The organism is Micrococcus lylae NBRC 15355, assembly GCF_001570885.1.
GTDB classification, from domain to species: Bacteria; Actinomycetota; Actinomycetes; order Actinomycetales; family Micrococcaceae; genus Micrococcus; species Micrococcus lylae.
This window is the reverse complement of the sequence record NZ_BCSN01000012.1, coordinates 1-21,004: the sequence shown is the minus strand read 5'-3', so window position 1 is coordinate 21,004 and position 21,004 is coordinate 1. Positions and strand designations below refer to the sequence as shown.

General features: G+C 67.3%; 18 protein-coding genes and 1 pseudogene. 13 read left to right on the top strand and 6 right to left on the bottom strand.

What is annotated here, in order from left to right:
• Nucleotides 1–63: 63 nt before the first annotated feature.
• The 7 genes from MLY01S_RS12360 to MLY01S_RS03955 all read left to right on the top strand — a co-directional run bounded on the left by MLY01S_RS12360 (nt 64) and on the right by MLY01S_RS03955 (nt 7,337).
• Complete coding sequence (locus tag MLY01S_RS12360; protein ID WP_067189533.1) at nt 64–1,107, top strand: WcbI family polysaccharide biosynthesis putative acetyltransferase; 1,044 nt, start codon at nt 64–66, stop codon at nt 1,105–1,107.
• Nucleotides 1,104–2,441: a hypothetical protein gene (locus MLY01S_RS03980; RefSeq protein ID WP_067189530.1), complete on the top strand. Its 1,338-nt coding sequence runs from the start codon at nt 1,104–1,106 to the stop codon at nt 2,439–2,441. Before MLY01S_RS12360 ends, MLY01S_RS03980 begins: the two co-directional genes overlap by 4 nt.
• Nucleotides 2,434–3,825 carry a glycosyltransferase gene (locus tag MLY01S_RS03975; protein ID WP_067189528.1) on the top strand — a complete coding sequence of 464 codons (1,392 nt, stop codon included), beginning with the start codon at nt 2,434–2,436 and terminating at the stop codon, nt 3,823–3,825. The genes MLY01S_RS03980 and MLY01S_RS03975 overlap by 8 nt, the downstream gene beginning before the upstream one ends.
• 83 nt (nt 3,826–3,908) lie before the next feature.
• A complete protein-coding gene (locus MLY01S_RS03970; protein WP_067189526.1) occupies nt 3,909–4,991 on the top strand; it encodes a 3'-5' exonuclease in 1,083 nt (360 codons plus the stop codon).
• A 116-nt stretch (nt 4,992–5,107) separates the two neighbouring features.
• Entirely contained in the window at nt 5,108–6,007 is a 900-nt protein-coding gene (locus MLY01S_RS03965) for a transporter substrate-binding domain-containing protein (RefSeq protein ID WP_082739652.1), read from the top strand.
• 159 nt (nt 6,008–6,166) lie between these two features.
• On the top strand, nt 6,167–6,919 hold the full coding sequence (locus MLY01S_RS03960) for an S-layer homology domain-containing protein (protein WP_067189524.1): 753 nt from the start codon (nt 6,167–6,169) through the stop codon (nt 6,917–6,919).
• Between the two features lie 208 nt (nt 6,920–7,127).
• Nucleotides 7,128–7,337 (top strand): hypothetical protein, encoded by a 210-nt coding sequence (locus MLY01S_RS03955; RefSeq protein ID WP_067189584.1) that lies wholly within the window; start codon nt 7,128–7,130, stop codon nt 7,335–7,337.
• Between the two features lie 87 nt (nt 7,338–7,424).
• Here the strand turns inward: MLY01S_RS03955 and MLY01S_RS03950 are convergent, their stop codons facing one another.
• The 6 genes from MLY01S_RS03950 to MLY01S_RS03935 form a co-directional block, all read right to left on the bottom strand.
• Nucleotides 7,425–8,612, bottom strand: a complete 1,188-nt coding sequence (locus MLY01S_RS03950; RefSeq protein WP_067189522.1) for a type II toxin-antitoxin system HipA family toxin — start codon at nt 8,610–8,612, stop codon at nt 7,425–7,427.
• A complete protein-coding gene (locus MLY01S_RS03945) occupies nt 8,609–8,836 on the bottom strand; it encodes a helix-turn-helix domain-containing protein (RefSeq protein ID WP_067189518.1) in 228 nt (75 codons plus the stop codon). The genes MLY01S_RS03950 and MLY01S_RS03945 overlap by 4 nt, the downstream gene beginning before the upstream one ends.
• A 386-nt stretch (nt 8,837–9,222) precedes the next feature.
• A complete protein-coding gene (locus tag MLY01S_RS12355) occupies nt 9,223–9,387 on the bottom strand; it encodes a hypothetical protein (RefSeq protein ID WP_157531270.1) in 165 nt (54 codons plus the stop codon).
• Nucleotides 9,388–9,488: 101 nt separating this feature from the next.
• Nucleotides 9,489–9,797, bottom strand: coding sequence for an AtuA-related protein (locus tag MLY01S_RS12025; protein WP_082739649.1), 309 nt, complete (start codon nt 9,795–9,797; stop codon nt 9,489–9,491).
• Nucleotides 9,797–11,140, bottom strand: coding sequence for an acyclic terpene utilization AtuA family protein (locus tag MLY01S_RS12020; protein ID WP_218000444.1), 1,344 nt, complete (start codon nt 11,138–11,140; stop codon nt 9,797–9,799). The genes MLY01S_RS12025 and MLY01S_RS12020 overlap by 1 nt, the downstream gene beginning before the upstream one ends.
• Nucleotides 11,137–12,558 (bottom strand): CitMHS family transporter, encoded by a 1,422-nt coding sequence (locus tag MLY01S_RS03935; protein WP_067189515.1) that lies wholly within the window; start codon nt 12,556–12,558, stop codon nt 11,137–11,139. The genes MLY01S_RS12020 and MLY01S_RS03935 overlap by 4 nt, the downstream gene beginning before the upstream one ends.
• An 89-nt stretch (nt 12,559–12,647) precedes the next feature.
• Here MLY01S_RS03935 and MLY01S_RS12015 point away from each other — a divergent pair, with 89 nt between their 5' ends.
• From MLY01S_RS12015 to MLY01S_RS03910, 6 genes and pseudogenes are all read left to right on the top strand, one after another.
• Complete coding sequence (locus tag MLY01S_RS12015) at nt 12,648–13,580, top strand: LysR family transcriptional regulator (protein ID WP_082739647.1); 933 nt, start codon at nt 12,648–12,650, stop codon at nt 13,578–13,580.
• Between the two features lie 133 nt (nt 13,581–13,713).
• Nucleotides 13,714–15,675: a type I restriction-modification system subunit M gene (locus tag MLY01S_RS03925; RefSeq protein WP_067189511.1), complete on the top strand. Its 1,962-nt coding sequence runs from the start codon at nt 13,714–13,716 to the stop codon at nt 15,673–15,675.
• Complete coding sequence (locus MLY01S_RS03920) at nt 15,672–16,886, top strand: restriction endonuclease subunit S (RefSeq protein ID WP_135103310.1); 1,215 nt, start codon at nt 15,672–15,674, stop codon at nt 16,884–16,886. Before MLY01S_RS03925 ends, MLY01S_RS03920 begins: the two co-directional genes overlap by 4 nt.
• Before the next feature lie 14 nt (nt 16,887–16,900).
• Nucleotides 16,901–20,158 carry a type I restriction endonuclease subunit R gene (locus MLY01S_RS03915; RefSeq protein WP_245232141.1) on the top strand — a complete coding sequence of 1,086 codons (3,258 nt, stop codon included), beginning with the start codon at nt 16,901–16,903 and terminating at the stop codon, nt 20,156–20,158.
• 277 nt (nt 20,159–20,435) lie between these two features.
• Entirely contained in the window at nt 20,436–20,714 is a 279-nt protein-coding gene (locus MLY01S_RS12350; protein WP_135103309.1) for a hypothetical protein, read from the top strand.
• 8 nt (nt 20,715–20,722) lie between these two features.
• Nucleotides 20,723–21,004 (top strand): annotated as a pseudogene (locus tag MLY01S_RS03910) (hypothetical protein); the annotation flags it as partial.

Genomic DNA, 21,004 nt, shown 5'->3' with positions numbered 1-21,004 from the left:
CCTAGTGTGGGCGGGCGCCCCCGGTCGGAGCGCGCCCGCCATTCCACCACTCCGGGAGGTGCCGTGACCACAGCCCAGTCGCCTTCACTCGACCCTGAAGTGGAGGGACGCCGCCGCCACTATGGGCACTTCTACGGGCTCACGCCCCTGCCCGAGCAGCCGCTGCTGCTGGTGTGGGGCAACTGCCAGGGGGAGTCCTTCCGGCTGCTGCTCGGGGAGGAGCCGGGCACCGCGCTGGCCGACGGCGAGCTGGCCTCCGTCCGTGTCCCGCCGGCGTTCGAGCTGACCGCGGACGAGGTCCCGCTGCTGCACCGTCTGGTGGCCCGGGCCCGGGTGCTGGTCTCCCAGCCGATCCCGGACGACTACCGCGGCATGCCGGTGGGGACGGGCCAGCTGGCCGCGCTGTTGCCGGAGGGCGCCGAGCTGGTGCGCGTGCCGGTGCTCTACTGCACCTCGCGCTTCCCGTGGCAGACCACGCTGCGGCACTGGAAGGCCGCCCCCGGCGCCGCCGAGCGTCCCGGCGAGGATCCGCCACTGGTGCCGTATCACGACCTGCGGACCCTGGTGGAGGCACACGGCCGCCTCACCGGTGCGGAGGTCGCCGTGCGTGCCGTGGCCGCCTGCGGCGCCGGCACCCGCCTTCCCGTGGATCCCGCCTCACTGCAGGAGGCGGCCGAGGAATCCGTGGGTCTGCTCGCGCACCGCGAGAAGGTCAGGGGACTGCTGCCGGTCTCGGACCTGGTGGCCGCCGAGCGGGGCGTGGGCTTCCATGCCGTGAACCACCCGGACAACCCGCTGCTGCTGGCGGCGGCGCAGCGGGTGGCCGAGGAGATCGGGCGGCGGACCGGACTGTGCCCGGAGGCGGCCCTTCCGGCGGACGGTCGCACCCTGCTGGGCGGGATCCGCACACCGGTGGAGGAACAGGTGGTCGAGGCTCTCGGGCTGGACTGCGAACCGCGGCCGGAGTGGACCATCGGCGGGGAGACAGTTCTGGACGCGGTGGTGCGGCAGACGCATCTGGACTGGTACCTGTCCAACCCCGCCTGCGTGGCCGCCGGCATGGAACGCTTCGCCGCCCGCATCCGGCTGCTGAGGATGCTGCCGTGACCGGCCGAGCACGCCGGGTGCACCTGGTGGCGGTCGGGCCGGCCGAGCACGGGGTGACCCGTCACGCCCTGCAGACCGCGGCACGCGCCCAGCAGACGTTGGCCGGCACCTGGGACGTGGAGCTGGTGCGCTGCCCGGATGCGGACGCGTTCCGTGCGGCGGGGCAGCGGCTGGGGGCGGCCGCGGCGGCGGGCGGGGCTGTCCATGTGGACGTCACCGACGCGCTGTTCGGGGACGGTCCTGCCGAGGCGGCCGCCGTGCTGCGGCAGGTGCTGCCCGCGTCTGCGACGATCGCACTGCACGATGTGCCCCAGCCTGCCGAGGGCGCCGCGCGCTATGCGGCCCGGGCGGCGGCCTACGCCGAGCTGGCGCGGTCCTTCGCCGCCGTGGTGGTGGCCAGCGAGCACGAGGCAGGGTTCCTGCGTGCCGCCTGCGCGGACGCCGAGGGCCTCGGCGGGGAAGCGTGTGGGGGAACCCGCGACCCGGCGACCGGGGACGACGGGACGTACGACCGGGGCACGGGGGAGCCGGCGCCGATCGCCGTGGTCCCGCTGCCCGTGCCGGACGCGCGGGGCGACGTCGGTGGGGAGGACGGGGAACCCGAGATCGAGGGGCTGGGCCGGGACGTGGTGGTGCTGGGCCACCTGTACCCCGGCAAGGGCCATGCCGAGGCGATTGCCGCCCTGGCCGCCGTGCGCGGTGAGGCCGTGGCGCGGGGCGTGTCCCTGGAGGGGTTCCCGGACCGCGTGACCGCGCTCGGGCCGGTGGCGGCCGGGCACGACGACCTCGTCGCCGAGCTGGAGCGGGCCGCCGCGGACAGGGGGGTCGCCTTCAGGGTGACCGGCTTCGTCCCGGACGAGCAGCTGCCCGCCGCGCTTGCGGCGGCCGCGGTGCCGTTCGCGGCGCACCGGAACGTGTCCGCCTCCGGCTCCTTGGCGACGTGGATGGGCCACGGCCGCCGGTGCATCGTCCCGGCGGGCGCCTACGTGGAGGAGATGGACGCCCTGCGCCCCGGCACCCTGCACGTGGCCCGGCCCGGGGAGGGCGACGAGGGCCCGGCAGGCGGTGCCGGTCCCGAGGCCGGGGACCGTGCGGCTCAGCCGGCGGGCGACCGTGCGGTTCAGCTGGCGGGCGAGGATGCTGTGCTCGCCGCCCTGACCCGGGCGCTCGCCGCCGCGGTGGCCGACCCGTCGCTGACCAGGCTGGCGCCTGACGTCTCCCTGGCGCCCACGCCCGAGGACACCGTGCGGGCGCTCGCGGAGGTCTGGTCCCGGGCGCTCGAGTGCCGCCGGCCTGTGCCGGCCCCGGTGGAGGGAGGCGGACGGGATGACTGAGGTGTCCGTCGTCGTGCCCTACTACGAGGATCAGGACGGACTGGACCGGCTGCTGGCCGCGCTGGCGCGGCAGACGATGCCGGCGCAGCGGTTCGAGCTGGTCGTCGCGGACGACGGCTCCTCGCGGCCGCCGCGGATCCCGGACGGGCTGCCGTTCGGTGTGCGGGTGGTGCGGCAGGCCGACCTCGGGTTCCGGGCGTCTGCGGCCCGGGCCCTGGGCGCGCGGGCCGCTGCGGGGCGGGTGCTGGCCTTCCTCGACGGGGACATGCTCCCCGAACCCGGCTACCTCGAGGCCGCCTGTGCGCTGCCGCTGAAGGATCCGGAGTCGGTGGTGGTCGGACGGCGGCGGCACGTGGATCCGCGGGCGGTGGAGGCCGGCTGGGCCCCCGGGGCGGGTCTGCCGGCCGGAGCCGAGCTGGAGGAGCCGGCCTGGCTGATCGACGGCTACGCGCAGACGAAGGACCTGCGGCGGGCCGATGCGACCTCGTACCGGTTCGTCATCTCCGCCGTGCTGACGGTGGCCCGTCAGATCTACGAGGAGGCCGGGGGCTTCGACCCGTCCTTCGTGGGCTACGGCGGTGAGGACTGGGAGCTTGCGTCGCGGCTGTGGCGCTGCGGGGCGCGGCTGCGCCACGTGCGTGAGGCGGTCGCCTGGCAGCCGGGGGAGGACTTCGGCGGCCGGGAGGATCCGGTGCGGGCCCGGCGCGTGAAGAACGCCGAGGCCCTGACGCTGGCGGGGAAGATCGCCGCGCCGACCGCCCGCGGGTGGGCGCTGGGTCTGGACGGGCCGCGGCGTGTGGGGGTCCGGATGGCCGCTGGCGGTGCCGGGGTGGACGGTGCCGGGGCGGGCGGAGCCGGTGGCAGGCCGGCGGGAGCGGCGACGACGGCGGACGAGGCCGCCGTGGTGCTCAGTGTGGACGCCGCTCTGCAGCTGTTCCCTGCGGCGCAGGCGGCCGTGGACGCGAGCGGTCTCGGCGCCGCGGCCCGCGGCTGCCTGGAGGATCCGCGGGTGGCGCGCGTGGCGTCGCCGGAGGGCGGGGCGCCTGCCGAGCCGGCACTGGAGGAGGCCCCGGACTGGGACGTGCTCGTGCACGAGCCCCTGTGCCCGGCGGAGCCCGGGCGGCGCCCGGACCCGGCCGCGGCGAGCGAGCTGCTCCTGCGCCTCGAACGGGCCGGCGTGGAGACCCTGGTGCTCACCGCCGGTGGCGAGCCGGACGGAGCCGGCCCCGTCCGCGAGGTGGGGCGGCTGACGGGGGTGCGGGGCCGCCGTCGGGAAGCGCGGGGCGGGACGGCGACGACGCTGACGCTTCCAGTGCAGCGGCTCGGCTGGGCGCCCGTGGGCGAGGCGCCGGACCTCGAAGGCTGGTGGGGAGGATGGGCCTGAGGATGCGGAGGCGGCTCCCTAGAATCGGGGGAAGGGAAGACGCCTAACCGGCAAGGGCGCCGGATCGCAAGGAGACAGCAGACGTGAGCAGCTTCAGCGGCCTGGACTTCGTGGCCGTGGATGTGGAGACCGCCAACACGCAGCGGGCCTCTGTGTGCGCGGTGGGCATCGCGCTGGTCCGCGCCGGCGAGGTGGTGGCCACCGAGAAGATCCTGGTACAGCCGCCGACCGGCCTGGACTCGTTCTCTGCCCTGAACCGCGGCATCCACGGCATCTGCGCCGAGGACGTGAAGGACGCCCCGGCCTGGAACGAGGTGGCCGGCCAGCTCGAGGTGCTCGGGTCCCAGCTGCCGCTGGTGGCGCACAACGCCGCCTTCGACCGCGGCGCCTACGAGGCGGCCTGCGCCGAGGCCGGCCGCACCGCCCAGCCCATGGAGTGGCTGGACCTGCTGGAGCTGTCCCGCCGCCTGCGCCCGGACTCCCGCCAGCACACGCTGCCGGTGCTCGCCGAGGCCTACGGCGTGACGCTGGAGAACCACCACGACGCCGAGCAGGACGCCCGGGCGTGCGCGGAGGTGCTCGTGGCGATCGCGAAGGAGCAGGGCGTGCAGCGGCTCGGCGAGCTGTGGCCGCAGGGCGGGCAGGTGGGGACGCCGGCCGGTGCGGCAGTCGTGGCGGAGGCGCCGGCCGGGTCGGGGGCTGCTGAGGGCGGGCAGGTGGTCGAGGTGGAGGCGCCGGCCGAGGCGGAGGCGCCCACAGGGCAGGACCGCGGGAGCTCCGCCTTCACACCGTCGGCGCTGCGCCGTTCCCGCTTCAACGATGACGGCCCGCGTCCCTGGGAGCAGCCCGCACCGCCGCAGCAGGCCCGGGCTTCCATGCCGCCCGGCAACGGGGCGGCTCCTCAGCAGCGGGGTCAGGTCCCGGTTCCGCAGCGCCAGGACCGTACGAGCGAGGGCGTGCGGGTGGCGAAGAAGATCGGTGGGGCGGTCATGATGCTCGTCGCGTTGTTCATCACGGCGATGACCGCCGCCGGAGTCGGGCAGGTGATCGAGGACCTGAGCGCCGGAGACGTCAGCGACGTGGCCCTCGGCGTGGGAATGACTGCCGTGTGCGCCCTCATCAGCATCTGGCTCGCCACCACGGCGCTGCGCTGGATGCGAGGCTGACCCGGCCGCCGCCGCACCGGCGTCTCGCCATGCGGGCCGCTGGTGTTCAGAGAGTGCTCGGCAGGAGTAGAGTGACTCACGTCACTCACTTTGCACCTGACCGAGAGGGGCTGTTCATGCGCGCCCGCCCCCACCGCGCCGTCCCGGCCACGGCCCTTGCCGCCTCCTTCGCCCTGCTTGTCGCCGCCTGCACGGATTCCGGGAGCGTGCCGCAGACCTCGGACAGCGTGCACACAGCCGAGGTCTCCACGCCCACCCCGACGCAGACCGTCACCGCCGCCCCCGAGGCGCCGGAGTCCCGGCTGACCGCCGTGAAGCAGGCCGGCGAGCTCCGCATCTGCTCGACCGGCGACTATCCGCCGTTCACCGAGATGTCCGAGGACGAGGAGTGGAAGGGCATCGACGTGGACATGGCCAAGGACCTGGCGGCGACCCTCGAGGTGGAGCCGGTGATGGTGAAGACCACCTGGGGCGAGCTCATGGACGACTTCCTCTCCGACTGCGATGTTGCCGTCGGCGGGATCTCCATGAACCCGGAGCGTGCCGAGCAGGTCTACTTCTCCGAGAAGACCCTCGAGGACGGGAAGACGCCGATCGCCCGCTGCGAGGACGTGGACAAGTACCGGAGTATCGAGGACATCAATCAGCCGGGCGTCCGTTCGATCTTCCCGGAGGGCGGCACGAATGAGGAGTTCGCGCGGGAGCACTACCCGGACGGCGAGCTCATCACGCATGACAACCTGACGATCTTCGACGCCCTGGCCGCCGGCGAGGCCGACGTGATGACCACCGACCGTGCGGAGGTCCTCTACACAGACCACGAGTACGACGAGCTGTGTGCCGTGAACCCGGACGAGCCCTTCGACTACTCGGTGCAGGGGTACATGCTTCCCCAGGGCGATGACGTCTTCAAGCACTACGTGGACCAGTGGCTCATGGTGGCCCTCGAGGACGGCACCTACGACGGCTTCGCCGAGCCCTGGGTGGGGGAGGCGGACCTGAACCCGGAGGGCTGAGCCGGGTGGGCTCGGTCTGCGAGGTGACGGGGGCGCTCAGGTATTCACTGAAGGTCGGACGTCAGATCTGGGCCGGGCAGATTTCCTTGTCTTCCGAAGCAAAACTCATGAGGAATATGCTGAGTGAGCAAGACCATCGACCTTTGACAGGAGGGGACCGTGAGCAATCAGATCAACCGACGTCAGGCCCTTGTGGGAAGCGCGGCCGCGACGGCAGCTGCGGCAGTGGGAGCCGCCGCTCTGGCGCCGTCGGCGTCCGCTGCGGGGGACTTTGCGGATGTGAGGCCGGGGACGCCGTTCTACAAGGAGATCACCGCCCTGAAGAACGCCGGGATCATCAAGGGCTGGCCGGACAACACCTTCCGTCCCGCTGAGCCGATCAAAGTGGACGCGTGGGCTGCGTTCCTCTACCGTGCGGTCGGCCAGCCGGACGTCGACCTGTCCCTGGCGAAGTTCAAGGACATGACCTCCAGCCAGCCCCACTACAAGGAAGTAGTGTGGAGCTGGAACATGGGACTGTTCTTCTACCCGCTCACCGGGGAGAACGCGCTGTATCCGCTGCGGCCGCTGACCCGGATGCACACCCTCTGGGCTCTGTACAACACTGAGAAGAAGGTCGTCCGAACGAACCGACAGTCGGGGTACGGTTTCTCCGGCTCCGGCTTCGCGGACGTTGACGATGACTCGTATTTGGCAGACGCCACCAACTGGGCGAGCATGGGGTCTGACCGGATCGTGAACGGGTATCCGGGGGAGCCAGTCCCCGGAGGGGCTACCCCGATCTACTTCAAGCCGGATGACCTCTGCCTTCGCCGTGATGCTGCGGCGTTCCTGTACCGGTACATCATCCAAGCACGGCGGTGGTCAACTCTGAGTCGTGTGCCGCTTCCTCCGAACTTCGCTCGGGTCTGACCGACGAGGATCTTCGGGCGCAGGGTCCCACGGCCCTTGACGGGTCGTGGGACCTTGTTGTGTGTCGCCTTTCCCAGCCGACCACGATGGGCTGGGCGCACTGCTGGGATTTCTTCTGCTACGGCCGGCGTCGTTGTGGGCGGCAGTATGAGTGGGAAGGTCAATGGGAAGTCCCCATCGGGTCCACCCCACCGGCTACGCTCGCACCATGAAGATCGGTATCCGCAAGCCCTCCCCGAGGAAGTCCATCTCCGCCCGCACCACGGGCCGCGCCAAGCGAGCGATCAAGCGCAAGGTCATCCCCGGCTACGGCCGCAAGGGGATGGGCTGGCTGCGCGATCCGAAGCGCGCCGCCTACAACGCCGTCTACCGGCGCACCACGGTCGGCCTCGGCGACGTTTTCAAGATGTTCAAGTGACCTCGAGGCCGTCTCACTCTGGAGTGGGGTCACTGGCGGGGCTGCGTCGAGTGAGGTCCTGGCCGCGTGGTCGGTCGAGGAGATCGGTCAGCCATCCAGCTCGTAGCGGCGGTGGCGCAGCTCCCGCTGGGCGCCTGTCAACGGCGAACCAGTGAACGGCAAGACAGACAGGTCCACTTTCGCCGTTGCTGCCATCGCCACCGTCATGGCGGAACGGGCAGCACGCGGGGGTAGGCCGATGCTCGCGGCGAGACCGTCCCAGTGGCGCAGACGCAGGTTGTTCGTGCGCCCGTCCACGGACAGGGCCATGGTCATGTCTTCGTAGAGGGCTGTGCAGGGCACGTCGTACATCGGGGCGATGCCCCATCGGCCGTCCAAGGACTGCAACACCGAGACGTTCTTCGCGTGGAGGTCGCCGTTGCCCGTCAGCCATGCGTAGAGGAACTGCAGGTACAGGTTGCGCACGGCCACGGGCCGATGGGGAGTGAGGTCGGCCAGGGCAGAGATGACCTCTTCCGTGGTGACGTTGTACTTCTGCGCCGGGTAGATGCCGAGGGCTTGTCCGGCGTCTTCGAGCGCGAGCCGGTTCGTCTCACCGGAGCGGGCCGTAGTGCGGTCGAATCGGCGGACGAGGAGTCCTGGGAGTCCGTGCCTGTCGTAGACCACCGTGTGCTCGGACACAGGGATGCCGAGCGCCGCGGCATGCTGCAGATGGAGCGCCTCGTTGACCACGAGGTGGGGGTGGTTCGGTGGATCCAGCTTCAGCAGGGCGCTGTGCTCCTGAAGGTGTACGGGCACGTTGACCATGGAGGCCGAAGCCTTCGCCTGGATGCCGGGGAGGGCGTTGCGGTCCGGCATGCCCGCGAGGGCGGCGAAGTCCAGCGTCTGTGGATCGTCCGTGGCGAGGGGAGCCTCTGTGCGCAGTCGGTCGCCGGCAGGGATGACCTGCACATCGCCGGGCGCGTCTGTGCCGACGGCCAGGAGCAGGGTCAGCTCGTCGTCAGCCGAGGTCTTGGCTGCCGTGCGCAGGACGGTGAGGCGGTGCCCTTCGGGCAGGAGCCCTGAGAAGAACGGTGGGAGACCGCCTCCGGCAGCGGTGACGGGGTCCTGAGAGATGGGCAGCGTGGAGGCCACGGGATCGCCGTCGTATCCCGCCAGGTAGCGGAAGGTGATGGTTCCCTGCTCATCGCGGGTGAGCGTCCCCGCCGGGACGCCGGCCTTGTAGACGTCCGCGGCGGCGACGCGTTTCAGGTCCTCGAGCGCAGGCGTCGTCACCCGGTCACCTCGAGCTCGAGGCCGAGCACTTCCATGACGGAGAGCACTGATTTCAGGGTGCTCTTGCCGGTGCCGCGCTCGATCTGGCGGACGGTTGCGTCCGAGACTCCAGCCAGGTCTGCGAGCTGCTGCTGGGTCAGCCGGAGCTCCTTGCGCATGGCGCGGACGCGGTCGCTGATCTTCGTCAGTGCCGCGGCGGAGGAGACTGCGCGGGTGGTGGCCATGGCTCCATGGTGGCAGAGAAGTTACCGAGTTCCGAAGAATTCTTCGCAACTGGCGGCGATCGACTGCCTTAGCGACGTGCAGGCGGAGCAATCCGAAGAAAAGTTCGGATATGTGGCCCGCGGGGCCGATCGTCGAGGCACTAGGTGCTCAAGCCGAAGAATTCCTCGGATTCATTGCCCGGACGAGCGCACCCGCTGACTCAGGGACCGCGGCAGCGATGACCGGCCCGCACTGTGCGCCATGACCTCCGCGGCTTGGCCTCCGGCAGGGGTATGGGCTCGCCGGGGCCACGCCGCTCCTCTTCGGCACCGATTCCATCTCCACCACCCCGTACGGTGGTGAAGAGCAGGCCCTCCATGTGGTCGATGGAACGCCCGCAAAGTGGTCACTTCCGGTGCTCCCGCAGCACGACGACGGCCACCTCCTCGTCCTGTCCGATCGCCTCGCACTCACCGCTCAGTGCGTGGCGCATGCCTGGGGTGAACGCGTCGCGCTGGGCGGCAATGTCCAGGGTGAGGTGGCGACGGGGCCGACGGGGCTCGTTGCGCATCGCGCGTATGCGGCTGCTGATGCGCGTCAGCGCCGAAGTGACGTCTTTCCGTGTGCACAAGACTGCGGCTCTGGAATCACCCCTCCATGAGGATGAGGCGCTCAGGCAGGAAGTTCGAGGTCGAGGAGGTGGTAGCTCAGACACTTTCCGTGACCGTCTAGAACAGGTGAGCCCGTGACGCCGCCCCCGAGAACTCCAGGCAAGTTGAAGACCATTGCGTTCACATTCGGCATGAGCGTGCGGGTGGGTGTCTTGTTGGCTGCTACGGCGTACCGCTCTCCGACGGCTTCGGCCGAGAGATGGGTTTCGAGTAATCGGTAGGCTGCATCGTCTCGGGCGACCACAGCGACGATGAGGGTGTCTCCCTTGTCTCCCGTGCGGACATCAGCAAGGTCATCGATGACTGCCATCAGGCCTCCAGAACTTCGACGCGCGTGGTGACGGCACTGCGGGGAACGGTGCATGAACGAACTGCGAGGACGTCGCTGACGGAGCGACGAGCTCCTCCGCCCCCTGCCGGGCCATTGGTATAGAGCGCTTCTACTTCCCACCCGATGGCGTCGGCCGACACTTGGTCGTCTACCCGGCCGGCAATCCGCAGGCGGACCTCGGGTGATTGCACTGTCGGTGAGGCATCGCGGAAGGCGGCACCGGTGCCAATCAGCTCTACGCTGAGATCTTCCGTGTTGATCCCATGAACCTCATGAAGTCTCTCCAGGACGATCTCGGATGCCAGCTTTGCTCGCTCCGTCGCCCGCGTCCCGGCGTAGGAGATCTGTCCTTCGCCAAGCCAGCCTCCCTTGAACCCCAGCGTCACCTTGAGTTCATCGGGGCGCGCGGTACCGGTCGCACCGGTCGCGTGAACCTGATCAGTTCCTGTCTGCTTGAAGCGCACGTTGGTGAAGTCAGCCGTCACGTCCGGTGTCACGTATCGGGCGGGATCCCCGACTTCGTAGAGAAGCTGTTCAGTCGCCGTTCTGCAATTCAGGACACCTCCGGTATCGGACAGCTTGGAGAAAACCGCTTCTCCATCATTGGCGACGTCGGCGAAAGGGAATCCAAGATCGGCAAGCCCTGGTACGGGTTTCGTGACGGGATCGGCGAAGTAGCCTCCAGTCAGCTGTCCGGCGCACTCCAACAGATGTCCGACCATGGTGCCCTTGCCAAGGAGATCCTCGGCGCCCTCGGTTGCCCATCCAAACTCATGGATCATCGGCGCGAGATACAGGGCTGGGTCCGCGATTCGTCCGCCGATGACCACCTGTGCACCCTCATCCAGAGCTTCGACGATAGGGGCTGAGCCGATGTAGGCATTGGCCGAAACCAGCTCAGCCGTTTCATTCGACAGGACAGTTCCCGACTCCCACACCACGGGATCGATCTCGCGGACGACATCTCTAACGTCGTCACCAAGGACGGTGGCTACGAGCAGGCCGTCAAGGCCTAGCCTCCTGGCCGTCTCCACTGCTGCCTGGCCCGCGCTTCGTGGATCGGCGGCACCTCCGTTGGTGATGATCTTCGGGCTCTTACCCTTGTGTGGCTTGAGCGATGCTTCGAGACGCCGTTGGAGGAGAGGGTCGAAGCCGACGCTGTTGTGAGAAATCTTCCGGGAGTTCGCGGCCGCAATAGTGCGTTCGCCCAAGACCTCGAAGACGAGGTAGTCGAGCCCTGCATGGGCAGCCAGTTTCGCCGCGGGGTCGATACGGTCGCCTGCGAAGCCGGCGCCGGCGCCGAGTCGAATTGTCTTGTTCACGAGCCAACTCCAATCGAAATGACTCCGGTCACTACTGCTGTCACCAGCATGATGATGCTCAGGAGCCAGGCCCAGCCGAACAGCGCCCGGATGTGCTTTCCGATGTCGACCTGGGCCAAGCCGACCAGTAGGTAGAAGGAACCGGTCAGTGGGCTGATCGGGAAGCCAACGGTCTCCTGGCCAAGCAGGGATGCCTGCGTGATTTCAACGGCGGACACACCGTACTCAGTTCCCAGAGCGTTCAGGACCGGCAGAACGCCGAAGTAGTACGCGTCCGGGCCGAAGAGCAGGCTCAGGGGTACCCCGAGCATGCCGGCTATGAGCGGCAGGGATGGTGCTGCGCCAGCAGGGACTGCAGAGGCGGCGGTTTCAGCCATGGCCGTGATCATTCCCGATCCTTCGAGAACTCCGAGGAAGGCGCCTGCCGCCAGCAAGGTGGTAGCCATGAGCATTGCGCCGGTCGCGTGAGCCTCGATACGGGAGGTCTGCTTCTCGAGCCCCGGGTAATTCACGATGAGAGCGATGACCGCGGCCACCAAGAAGAGCATCTCCGGCGGCGCAACACCAACAACGAGGCAGACCAGGAGGGCAACGGTCAGCAGCGCGTTGAACCAGAGCAGCTTGGGCCGCCGAAGCTCCGCTTCTTCCTCGGTGAGGACCAGGCCGGCTGTCTCGTCGGGCGCAGTCTGAGGGGAGCCATTATCGGCCACCGGGGGGTCCGAAACGTCACTGTCGGGTGTCGCGGAGTTCTCCGACCGCTCGGTGGCTACCGCCTGAGGAGCGCCGCTCTTGAGGCCGACCGTGCTCAGACGGCGTTGCTCTCGTCGTCCCAGGAACCAGGCAATGCCGAGTGCAGTCAGCATTCCGGCGATCTGCGCGGGAATGAGTGGGACCCAGAGATCATTGGCCGAGACGTTGGTGGTCGCAGCCGCTCGTGCGGTCGGGCCCGCCCACGGCAGAAGGTTCATGGTTCCTGCACCCATGCCGACGCAGACAGTAAGCGTGAGGCGGCTCAAGCCCAGTCGGTCGAACAATGGCATCATCGCAGGAATCGTGACGAGAAACGTGGTTGCCCCTGCACCGTCAAGGTGGGCCACCATGGCCAGGACCGTCGTCGCGACACAGATGGTCACCGGGGCGTTGCCTGCCCAGCGAACGATCCTCTTGATGAGGGGGTCGAACATTCCGGCGTCACGCATGATGCCGAAGTAGGTGATGGCGAAGACGAACATCACCGTCACGCCGACCACACCACCCAACCCGTCCGAGACGAACTCTCCGATGTCGCTCAGGCTGTAGCCCGAGATGAGTGCGAAGACGATCGGAACGGCTACAAGTGCCACCACGGCGGCTACTCGGTTGGTGAGGAGGAGGGCGAGGATGACTCCAATCGTGAGAAACCCACTCCATGCGAGCATCGGATGCTCCCTTCTGACTCGAGTTACCCCAAGAGTGATCCAGGGCACCTTATGAAGTCCAACATCACTAAGGGATAGATTGATGCGGTATGAGCATGAATCTCGGGGTGCACCATCTGAAAGCGATCGTGGCGTTGGCCGACAACCTGAACTTCACGAGTGCTGCTGCTGGGCTGGGCGTCTCGCAATCCGCGCTGAGCAGGACCATCGCCGAAGCTGAACGGCGCCTCAGGACACCGCTCTTCTTGCGGTCTACGCGGCGCGTGGAAGTTACTCCAGATGGGCGAGCCGTGGTCTCCGTGGCGCGTGAAGCTGTGGCTCAGATGGAGGCGAACATGCGCCACATCGAGGGCTACCTGTCGGGCCGCCGTGGACGAGTCACGATTGCCGCATTGCCGTCATTGGCAGCGACGTTGTTGCCACCGGTCGTGCATGAGTTCCACCATCAGCATCCTGACGTAGATCTCCGAGTCGAGGACGTCCTGAGCGGCAAGGTCGCCGACATGGTGTCTAGCGGTGAAGCCGACGTGGGAGTGACGGCCGATTTCAAGACCGCACCCGGCATCGCCAAGCGAGTCATCGCGGAGGACGCCTTTTCTCTCGCAGTCCATCCCGAACACCGGCTGGCCCGTGAGCCTTCAGTGGAATGGCGAGTGCTCGCAAGCGTCCCACTGGTCAGATTCAGTTCCGGCTCGAGCGTGGCGAGGGCTGTGGATGCGGCCTTGTCTGAGGCAGGTGTGCAACCGCCTCTGGGGGTCCAGGCGCGTAATGTCGCCGCAATCGCTGGACTGGTTGCCTCGGGTCTGGGTGTGGCCCCAGTGCCAGCCTTCGTGAGACCGCTGATGGACTTCGCCGGTCTGAAGTTCGTTCCCCTGAGCCCGGTCAGAACCCGAGAGATCAGTCTTGTCCGGCATCAGACCAGGCCCATGACTCCGGCAGGGCGCGCCTGGGTGCAAGCATTCGAACGCGTGCTTCCTACCACGTACGCCGACCTCGTAGGGATCACATGGCGAGGAAGATGAACCAGGCTCAGCGGTATCGAAAGGTCAACAACTCTTCTGCCTCGGGCCGGACAGGGCGCAGCCTCTTCTCAACTCGCTGGGTGCCACAATGTGTCTTGAATGATTGCCGCCGTGCTCCGAAAGGCCCGCCACCATGCCCTCTCCCCAGAACCTCTCGAACTTCGTGTGGGGGATCGCGGATCAGCTGCGTGGCGTGTTCAAGCCGAACCAGTACGGCACCCTCGTCCTTCCCATGACGATCCTGCGCCGCCTGGAGGCGGTCATGGCCCCGCACCGCCAGTTCTTCGCGGAGCTGGTGGCCAAGGATCATCCGGATTTCGTTCTGGAGAACCTGGTGGAGTCTCGCACGGGTCTGACGTTCTACAACCTCAGCCCCTTAACCTTGGATCGCATCCTGCAGGAGCCGGACCTGCTCCGCACGAATCTGCTGGCCTACGTGGACGGGTTCTCCCAGAACGTGGCGGACCTGTTCACTTACTACGAGTTCGACAAGACCGTCGCCAAGCTGGACGAGCACGACCGCCTGTTCCTGGTCCTGCAGCAGTTCGCCTCCATCGACCTCTCCCCGGAGACCGTGTCCAACGCGGACATGGGCACCCTCTTCGAGGACCTCATCCGCCGCTTCGCCGCCGCCTCCAATGAGACCGCCGGTGAACACTTCACCCCGCGTGACGCGGTGAAGCTCCTGGTGGACCTGCTCACCGCCCCGGATGACGACGTCGTCACCGGCTACCCGGTCCGCACCGTCTATGACCCCACGGCCGGCACCGGTGGCATGCTGTCCCTGCTGGATGAGCGCCTGCGCCGCATGAACCCGAACGCGGAGGTCCGCCTGTTCGGGCAGGAGCTCAATGACCAGTCCTATGCGATCTGCAAGTCCGAGCTGCTCGGCAAGGGCCAGGACGCGGACGGCATCGCCCGCGGAGACACCCTCAAGAACGACGCTCACCTGACCGAGCGCTTCGACTACGTCCTGTCCAACCCGCCCTACGGCGGCGACTGGAAGGCATCCCGCTCCGCGGTGGAGAAGGAGATCGCCGCCGGTGGCGCCACGAACCGCTTTCCGGGCGGCGCCCCCGCCATCAGCGACGGCCAGATGCTGTTCCTCCAGCTCGTGGCCTCGAAGCTCCGCCCGGTCTCGGAGGGCGGGGGACGGGCCGGCATCGTCCTCAATGGCTCCCCGCTGTTCACGGGCGGGGCGGGCTCGGGGCCGTCCGAGATCCGCCGCTGGCTGTTGGAGTCGGACCTGGTGGACGCGATCGTCGCCCTGCCCACGGACATGTTCTACAACACCGGCATCGCCACCTATGTGTGGGTGCTGGACAACAACAAGCCGGCAGACCGCCGCGGCAAGGTCCAGCTGATCGACGCCCGCACCTTCTTCACCAAGCTGCGCCGCAACGTGGGCTCGAAGAACAAGGAGCTGTCCAAGGCGGACCGCCAGCGCGTGCTGGACATCTACCGTGACTTCGACGCCCAGTCCGAGGACAACGCCGAGTTCTCCAAGGTCCTCACCGCCCAGGACTTCGGCTACCGGGAGATCACCGTGGAGCGACCCCTGCAGCTGCGCTTCGAGGTGGAGGGCGCCACCATCGCTGCGGCGCTCGCCACCAAGCCGGTCTCCAAGCTTCCCGACGACGGCCGCTCGGCCCTCGAGACCGCCCTCGCCTCCCTGCGTGGCCGGGTCTGGGATCACCAGCCCACCTTCGTGCTGGACCTGAAGAAGGCGCTGAAGGAGCACGGCGTGACCGCCGGCGCCCCGCTGGTGAAGGCACTGACCGGGGCGATTGGCGTGCACGATCCGGAGGCCGTGGTGGTGACGAACAAGAAGGGTGAGCCGGAGCCGGACACCTCGCTGCGCGACACCGAGCTGGTGCCCTTTGGCCGTGACATTCACGAGTACTTCGAAGCCGAGGTGGCCCCACATGTGCCCGGTGCCTGGATCGATGAGTCCAAGACGAAGATCGGCTACGAGATCCCCTTCACCCGGCTGTTCTACACGTACGTGCCGCCGCGCCCGCTCGAGGAGATCGACGCCGAGCTCAAGCAGCTCGCGGCCGAGATCATCGAGCTGCTGCAGGAGGTCGAGCGGTGATCTTGGATTCTCTGGAGCTGCCTTCAACATGGCGCCGCTCGCCGGTTTCAGCGCATTTTCGCCGCGTCAGCCGGAAAGGCTTCGATGACAAACCGCTGTTGTCTGTCTATCGCGAGCACGGAGTTGTCCCGCGAGGATTCACGGATGATAACTGGAACCTCATGCCGACGGACCTCACCGCGTATCAGCTGGTTGAGCCCGGGGACCTTGCGGTCAACAAGATGAAGGCTTGGCAGGGGTCGTTGGGGCTGTCTCAGCTTGAGGGGGTCGTCAGTCCGGCCTACTTCATCTACACACCCATCAGCCGCAGTTTCGATCAGCGGTACCTGAACTATCTGATTCGCTCGCGGCTCCTGGCAGCAGAGCTCGCGCGTTTGTCGGATGGTGTCCGCCCGCAGCAGTGGGATCTCGATCCGAAGGCCTTTGAACGAGTCCCATTGCCAGAACCACCGATGAAGGAACAGCGGCGCATCGCGGACTACTTAGACCGCGAGACCACCACGATCGACGCCCTGATCGAGAAGCAGCAACGCCTCCGTTCGGTTCTCAAGGAACGTCGCCAAGAATTAGTCCGTGCGCACTTGGCGGACGTCGGTCCACAGGTCCAACTGCGCCATCTTGTGGTCCGTGAACGACCAATGACTTACGGCATTCTGCAGGCTGGCGAGCATGACGATGGTGGTGTGCCATATATCGGTCCCGCGGACATCTCGCGTGTCGGAGGGACGCCTGCACTGCAAGATCTGCGACGTACGACGGTCGAAATCGCAGCGCAGTATCAGCGTTCGACTCTGCGCCCGGGTGACCTCGTGGCATCGATCGGTCCGGCCTATGGGCACGTGATGGAAGTCAGTGAAGAACTGGACGGTGCCAATCTGACGCAGGACACCGTGCGGCTTGCCCTAGACCCTGATCGGGCGGAAAGGCGCTATCTGATGTGGGTATTGCAGGGGGCCGCATCACGAGATTTCTGGAACTTCGAGATCACAGGCGCCACGTTCCGACGCTTGAACCTCGGCACTCTTGCCAGGACACCGGTGCCGCTCCCGTCATTGAATGAGCAACGAGAAATCGCCGACCACCTCGACCGCGAGACCGCCAAGATCGATGCCCTCATCGCCAAGGCCGAGCGGTTCATCGAGCTTGCCCAGGAGCGTCGCGCCGCGCTGATCACAGCCGCCGTCACCGGTCAGATCGAGATCCCCACGTAAGGACTGAGGACCCCATGGCCATCCACAACGAGAGCGAGCTCGAGACCTACATCTGCGAGTACCTGCAGCAGCACGGCTGGCTCTACTCGCCCGACGATGACGGCTACGACCGCAAGAACGCCATCTTCCCCGAGGACGTCCACGGATGGTTGGCCGAGAATCAACCGGAGGACTACGGGCGCATCGTGAAGGCCGATGCCCCGGCCTCTGCGCAGCAGGCACAGCGGGACCAGATCACCACCCGCCTGATCGACGTGCTGAACAAGCCGCAGGACACCGGCGTCGGCGGCACGCTCAACGTGCTCCGCAAGGGCTTCAAGGTCGGCACCTCCGCCACCCTGCGCATGGCCGAGCCGCGGCCGGCCACGAAACTGAACCCGGCCGCCGTCGCCTCCTACGAGCGGATGCGGCTGCGCGTGATGCGTCAGGTGCACTTCAACGCGGCGACCAACCACTCCGTGGACCTGGTGCTGTTCGTCAACGGCCTGCCCGTGGCAACGGTCGAGCTGAAGACCGACTCCACCCAGTCCATCGGCGAGGCCAAGAAGCAGTACCGCGATCGCAACCCGAAGGCCTCCCCGCTGTTCGGCTTCGGCACCCGCGCCGTGGTCCACTTCGCCGTCTCCAACCGCGAGGTCTGGATGACCACCAAGCTGGCCGGGAAGGACACCTTCTTCCTGCCCTTCAACCAGGGCGACAACGGCCGCGCAGGCAACCCGCCGAACCCGAACGGCTCCGCCACCGCCTACCTGTGGGAGCGGATCCTGCAGCGGGATACCTGGCTGGAGATCCTGCAGAAGTTCGTCTTCCTCAAGAAGGAGACCGTGGAGGACGAACACGGCCGCTCGCGCCGCAAGTCCACGCTGATCTTCCCGCGCTTCCACCAGTGGGAGGCCGTGACCGAGATGCTCGCCGCCGTCCGTGAGGAGGGTGCTGGCAAGACCTACCTGATCGAGCACTCCGCCGGCTCCGGCAAGACCAACACCATCGCCTGGACCGCGCACCGGCTGCTGTCCACCTACGGGGTGGACGAGCAGCGGGTGTTCGACTCGGTGATCGTGGTCACTGACCGTACCGTGCTGGACGATCAGCTCCAGGAGGCCGTCCGGCAGATCGAGCGGACCTCCGGCACCGTGGTGGCCGTGGACCGCAAGAACCTCGGGGGAGAGGCCACCAGCAAGTCCGCCCTGGTCACGCAGACCCTGCTGCGGGGCAACCGGATCATCGTGGTGACGCTGCAGACCTTCCCCGCCGTGCTCGAGCTCCTCAAGGGCGACTCGACGCTCGCTGGCCGCACCTACGCGGTGATCGCGGACGAGGCGCACTCCTCCCAGACCGGCTCCGCCGCGGCCAAGCTCAAGCGTGTGCTCACCCCGGCCGAGCAGGCCGACCTTGACGACGGCGGAGAGGCGGACACCGAGTCCATCCTCGCCGCCGAGGTCGCCGCCACCGGGCGCCCGGAGAACATCAGCTTCTTCGCCTTCACCGCCACCCCGAAGGACAAGACCCTGCAGATGTTCGGCCGGCCCTCCGGCGAGTACGACGAGAAGGGCCAGGAGATCCCGGCCTCCTTCCACCGGTACACCATGCAGCAGGCCATCGAGGAGAAGTTCATCCTCGACGTGCTGAAGAACTTCACCAACTACGACACCGCTTTCAAGCTGGCCCTGGCCGGACAGCAGGGCGAGTTCCGTCCGGAAGGCGACCGGGCCGCCGTCGGGAAGTCGACCACCGAGGTGGACCAGACCGAGGCGAGCAAGAAGCTCATGCGGTGGGTCAAGCTGCACCCGACGAACATCGCGCAGAAGGTCACGATCATCGTGGAGCACTTCCGCGCCAACGTGGCCGGGCTGCTCGACGGGCAGGCCAAGGCCATGGTGGTCACCGACTCCCGCGCCGCCGCCGTCCGCTACAAGCGCCAGATGGACAAGTACATCCAGGACATGGGGTACACGGACGTGGGCACCCTGGTGGCCTTCTCCGGCGAGGTCACCGACGACGAGTTCGGGCTCGAGAAGGTCACCGAGCGGTCCATGAATCCGTCCGTGAGCGGGGATCTGGCGAAGGCGTTCGACGGGGACGGCTACCAGGTGATGATCGTGGCCAACAAGTACCAGACCGGCTTCGACCAGCCCAAGCTCTGCGCCCTCTACGTGGACAAGAAGCTCTCCGGCGTGCTCGCCGTGCAGACGCTGTCCCGGCTGAACCGCGCCGCGCCCGGCAAGGACACCACCTACGTGCTGGACTTCGTGAACTCCGAAGACGACATCCAGGCCGCCTTCGAGCCGTACTACACCGGTGCGAAGCTGGAGACGGTGACGGACCCGAACCTGATTCACGACCTGGGGACGAAGCTCGACGCCGCGGGCGTATACGACTGGGACGAGGTGGACGCCTTCGCCGACGTGTGGGTGGCGTGGACGCCCGGCAGCGGGCAGGAGGGCCTGCAGGCTGCGCTGGAGCCGGTGGCATACCGGTTCCGCAAGGAGCTGGCGGATGCGCGGATGCGTCAGGACGAGACGCGGGTGAACGAGCTCGTGCTGGTGCGCAAGGACATGCGTTCCTTCGTCAGCCTCTACGACTTCCTCTCCCAGATCTACGAGTTCGGGGACACCGACCACTACAAGCGGGCGCTGTTCCTGCGGCACCTGGTGCAGCTGGTGGGCGATCAGCCCGGTGGGGAGGAGCTGATCGATCTTTCGGACGTTCAGTTGGTGAGCATCCGGCAGAAGAAGAAGTCCTCTGGCGATATAGGGCTGACCGGTGGGGCCGCGCTGAGGGGGACGAACGCCGTGGGCGGCGGGCAGGTGCGCGAGAAGCAGCGCGGGCCGCTCGAGGAAGTGATCGAGAAGATCAACGAGATCTTCGCCGGCGAAGGCGTGGATGCCTCCCCGTCCCAGCAGGAGGCCTGGGTCACCGCCCTCGTGGCGCCGCTCATGGAGGACGAGAAGCTGCTGGGACAGGCCGGAGCGAACTCGCTGGAACAGTTCCTGGCAAGCCCGAACCTGGAACGGTCGGCGATGGGCGCCGTGTACGCAAACGAGGACGCCTTCGCGAAGATGACAGACATCGTGGGCAGGGGCGGAGACCCGTCCAAGATGATCGTCGCCGCGATCGGGGAGTACCTGTACTGGAAGGTGCGGGGTGAAGGGGCCGGCGACGTCTCCGGCGGTGCCGACTATGCCGAAGGCAGCGGTGTGGTGAGGTACGAAGGGGAGAAAGCCTCGCGGATCGCTGGATCTAAACCAGCTACAGTTCGCGATAACTTCTAGAGACGACAGGTTGGGGTGGAGGATGAGACTCGCCGCACGTCGAGCAAAGAAGCGTTGGAGGGTGTGGAACCGGGACTTGAAAGCCGTCCAAAAAGTCACGTGTCAAAGATGTGACTCCAGATCCTGGTCAACCTTGAACGTTCAAGATTGGCAGGCAATTCATCGGCGATGGGTCGTAGCGTGGAAGTTCGAGTCACCGTCCGTCTCTTCAACTCTCAGTGAGGGACTTAACCTTTTTACCGGTCTATCAGCGCTCTTCATTGCCTTGGCGACCTTGATGGGAAGTAACAGCAAAATTGACCTCTCTTGGGGCGAAGTGTCTGTGATTGTTCTGAAGGGTGTGCGCTACGCCGGTTTCGTGACGCTGTTGTTTTTGCTGTTCAAGCTTTGCGTGCTGGATCAGTTCGCCGAGCGACGGCGGCGGCGCCGTGCGATCTACGAGGCTTGGTCGCAACGTCATGAGCTGGCCGAAGCAAAGGGGCGGACCCTTTCTCATGTCCCGGCCAATCTCTCCTGGAAAACACTGCTCTGTCGGCGCAATACCAAACGCTCTTAGTCAAAGCCATGACCGGAAAGTCCCACGACTGGGTCATCGACGTTGATGCTCTCGGCCCTGGCCGCGTTTATGCCGAGGCAAGGCGCTACGACGACGCGAACACGGTCGGCCGCGAGGTCCAGGGCGACGCCGCCCTACGGGGGCTTCCTGATGCCCAAGGCCAGGTGACCGAGCAGGCAACGGCGAGGGCCGTCGTCGTGATTCTCCACCGGCATGTGTCGTGCCGATCGACTTTCCGCGAGGATGCGCTGTGCGTGGTCAGGGCGGGACTGCTTCGCCGCTGGCGGCGC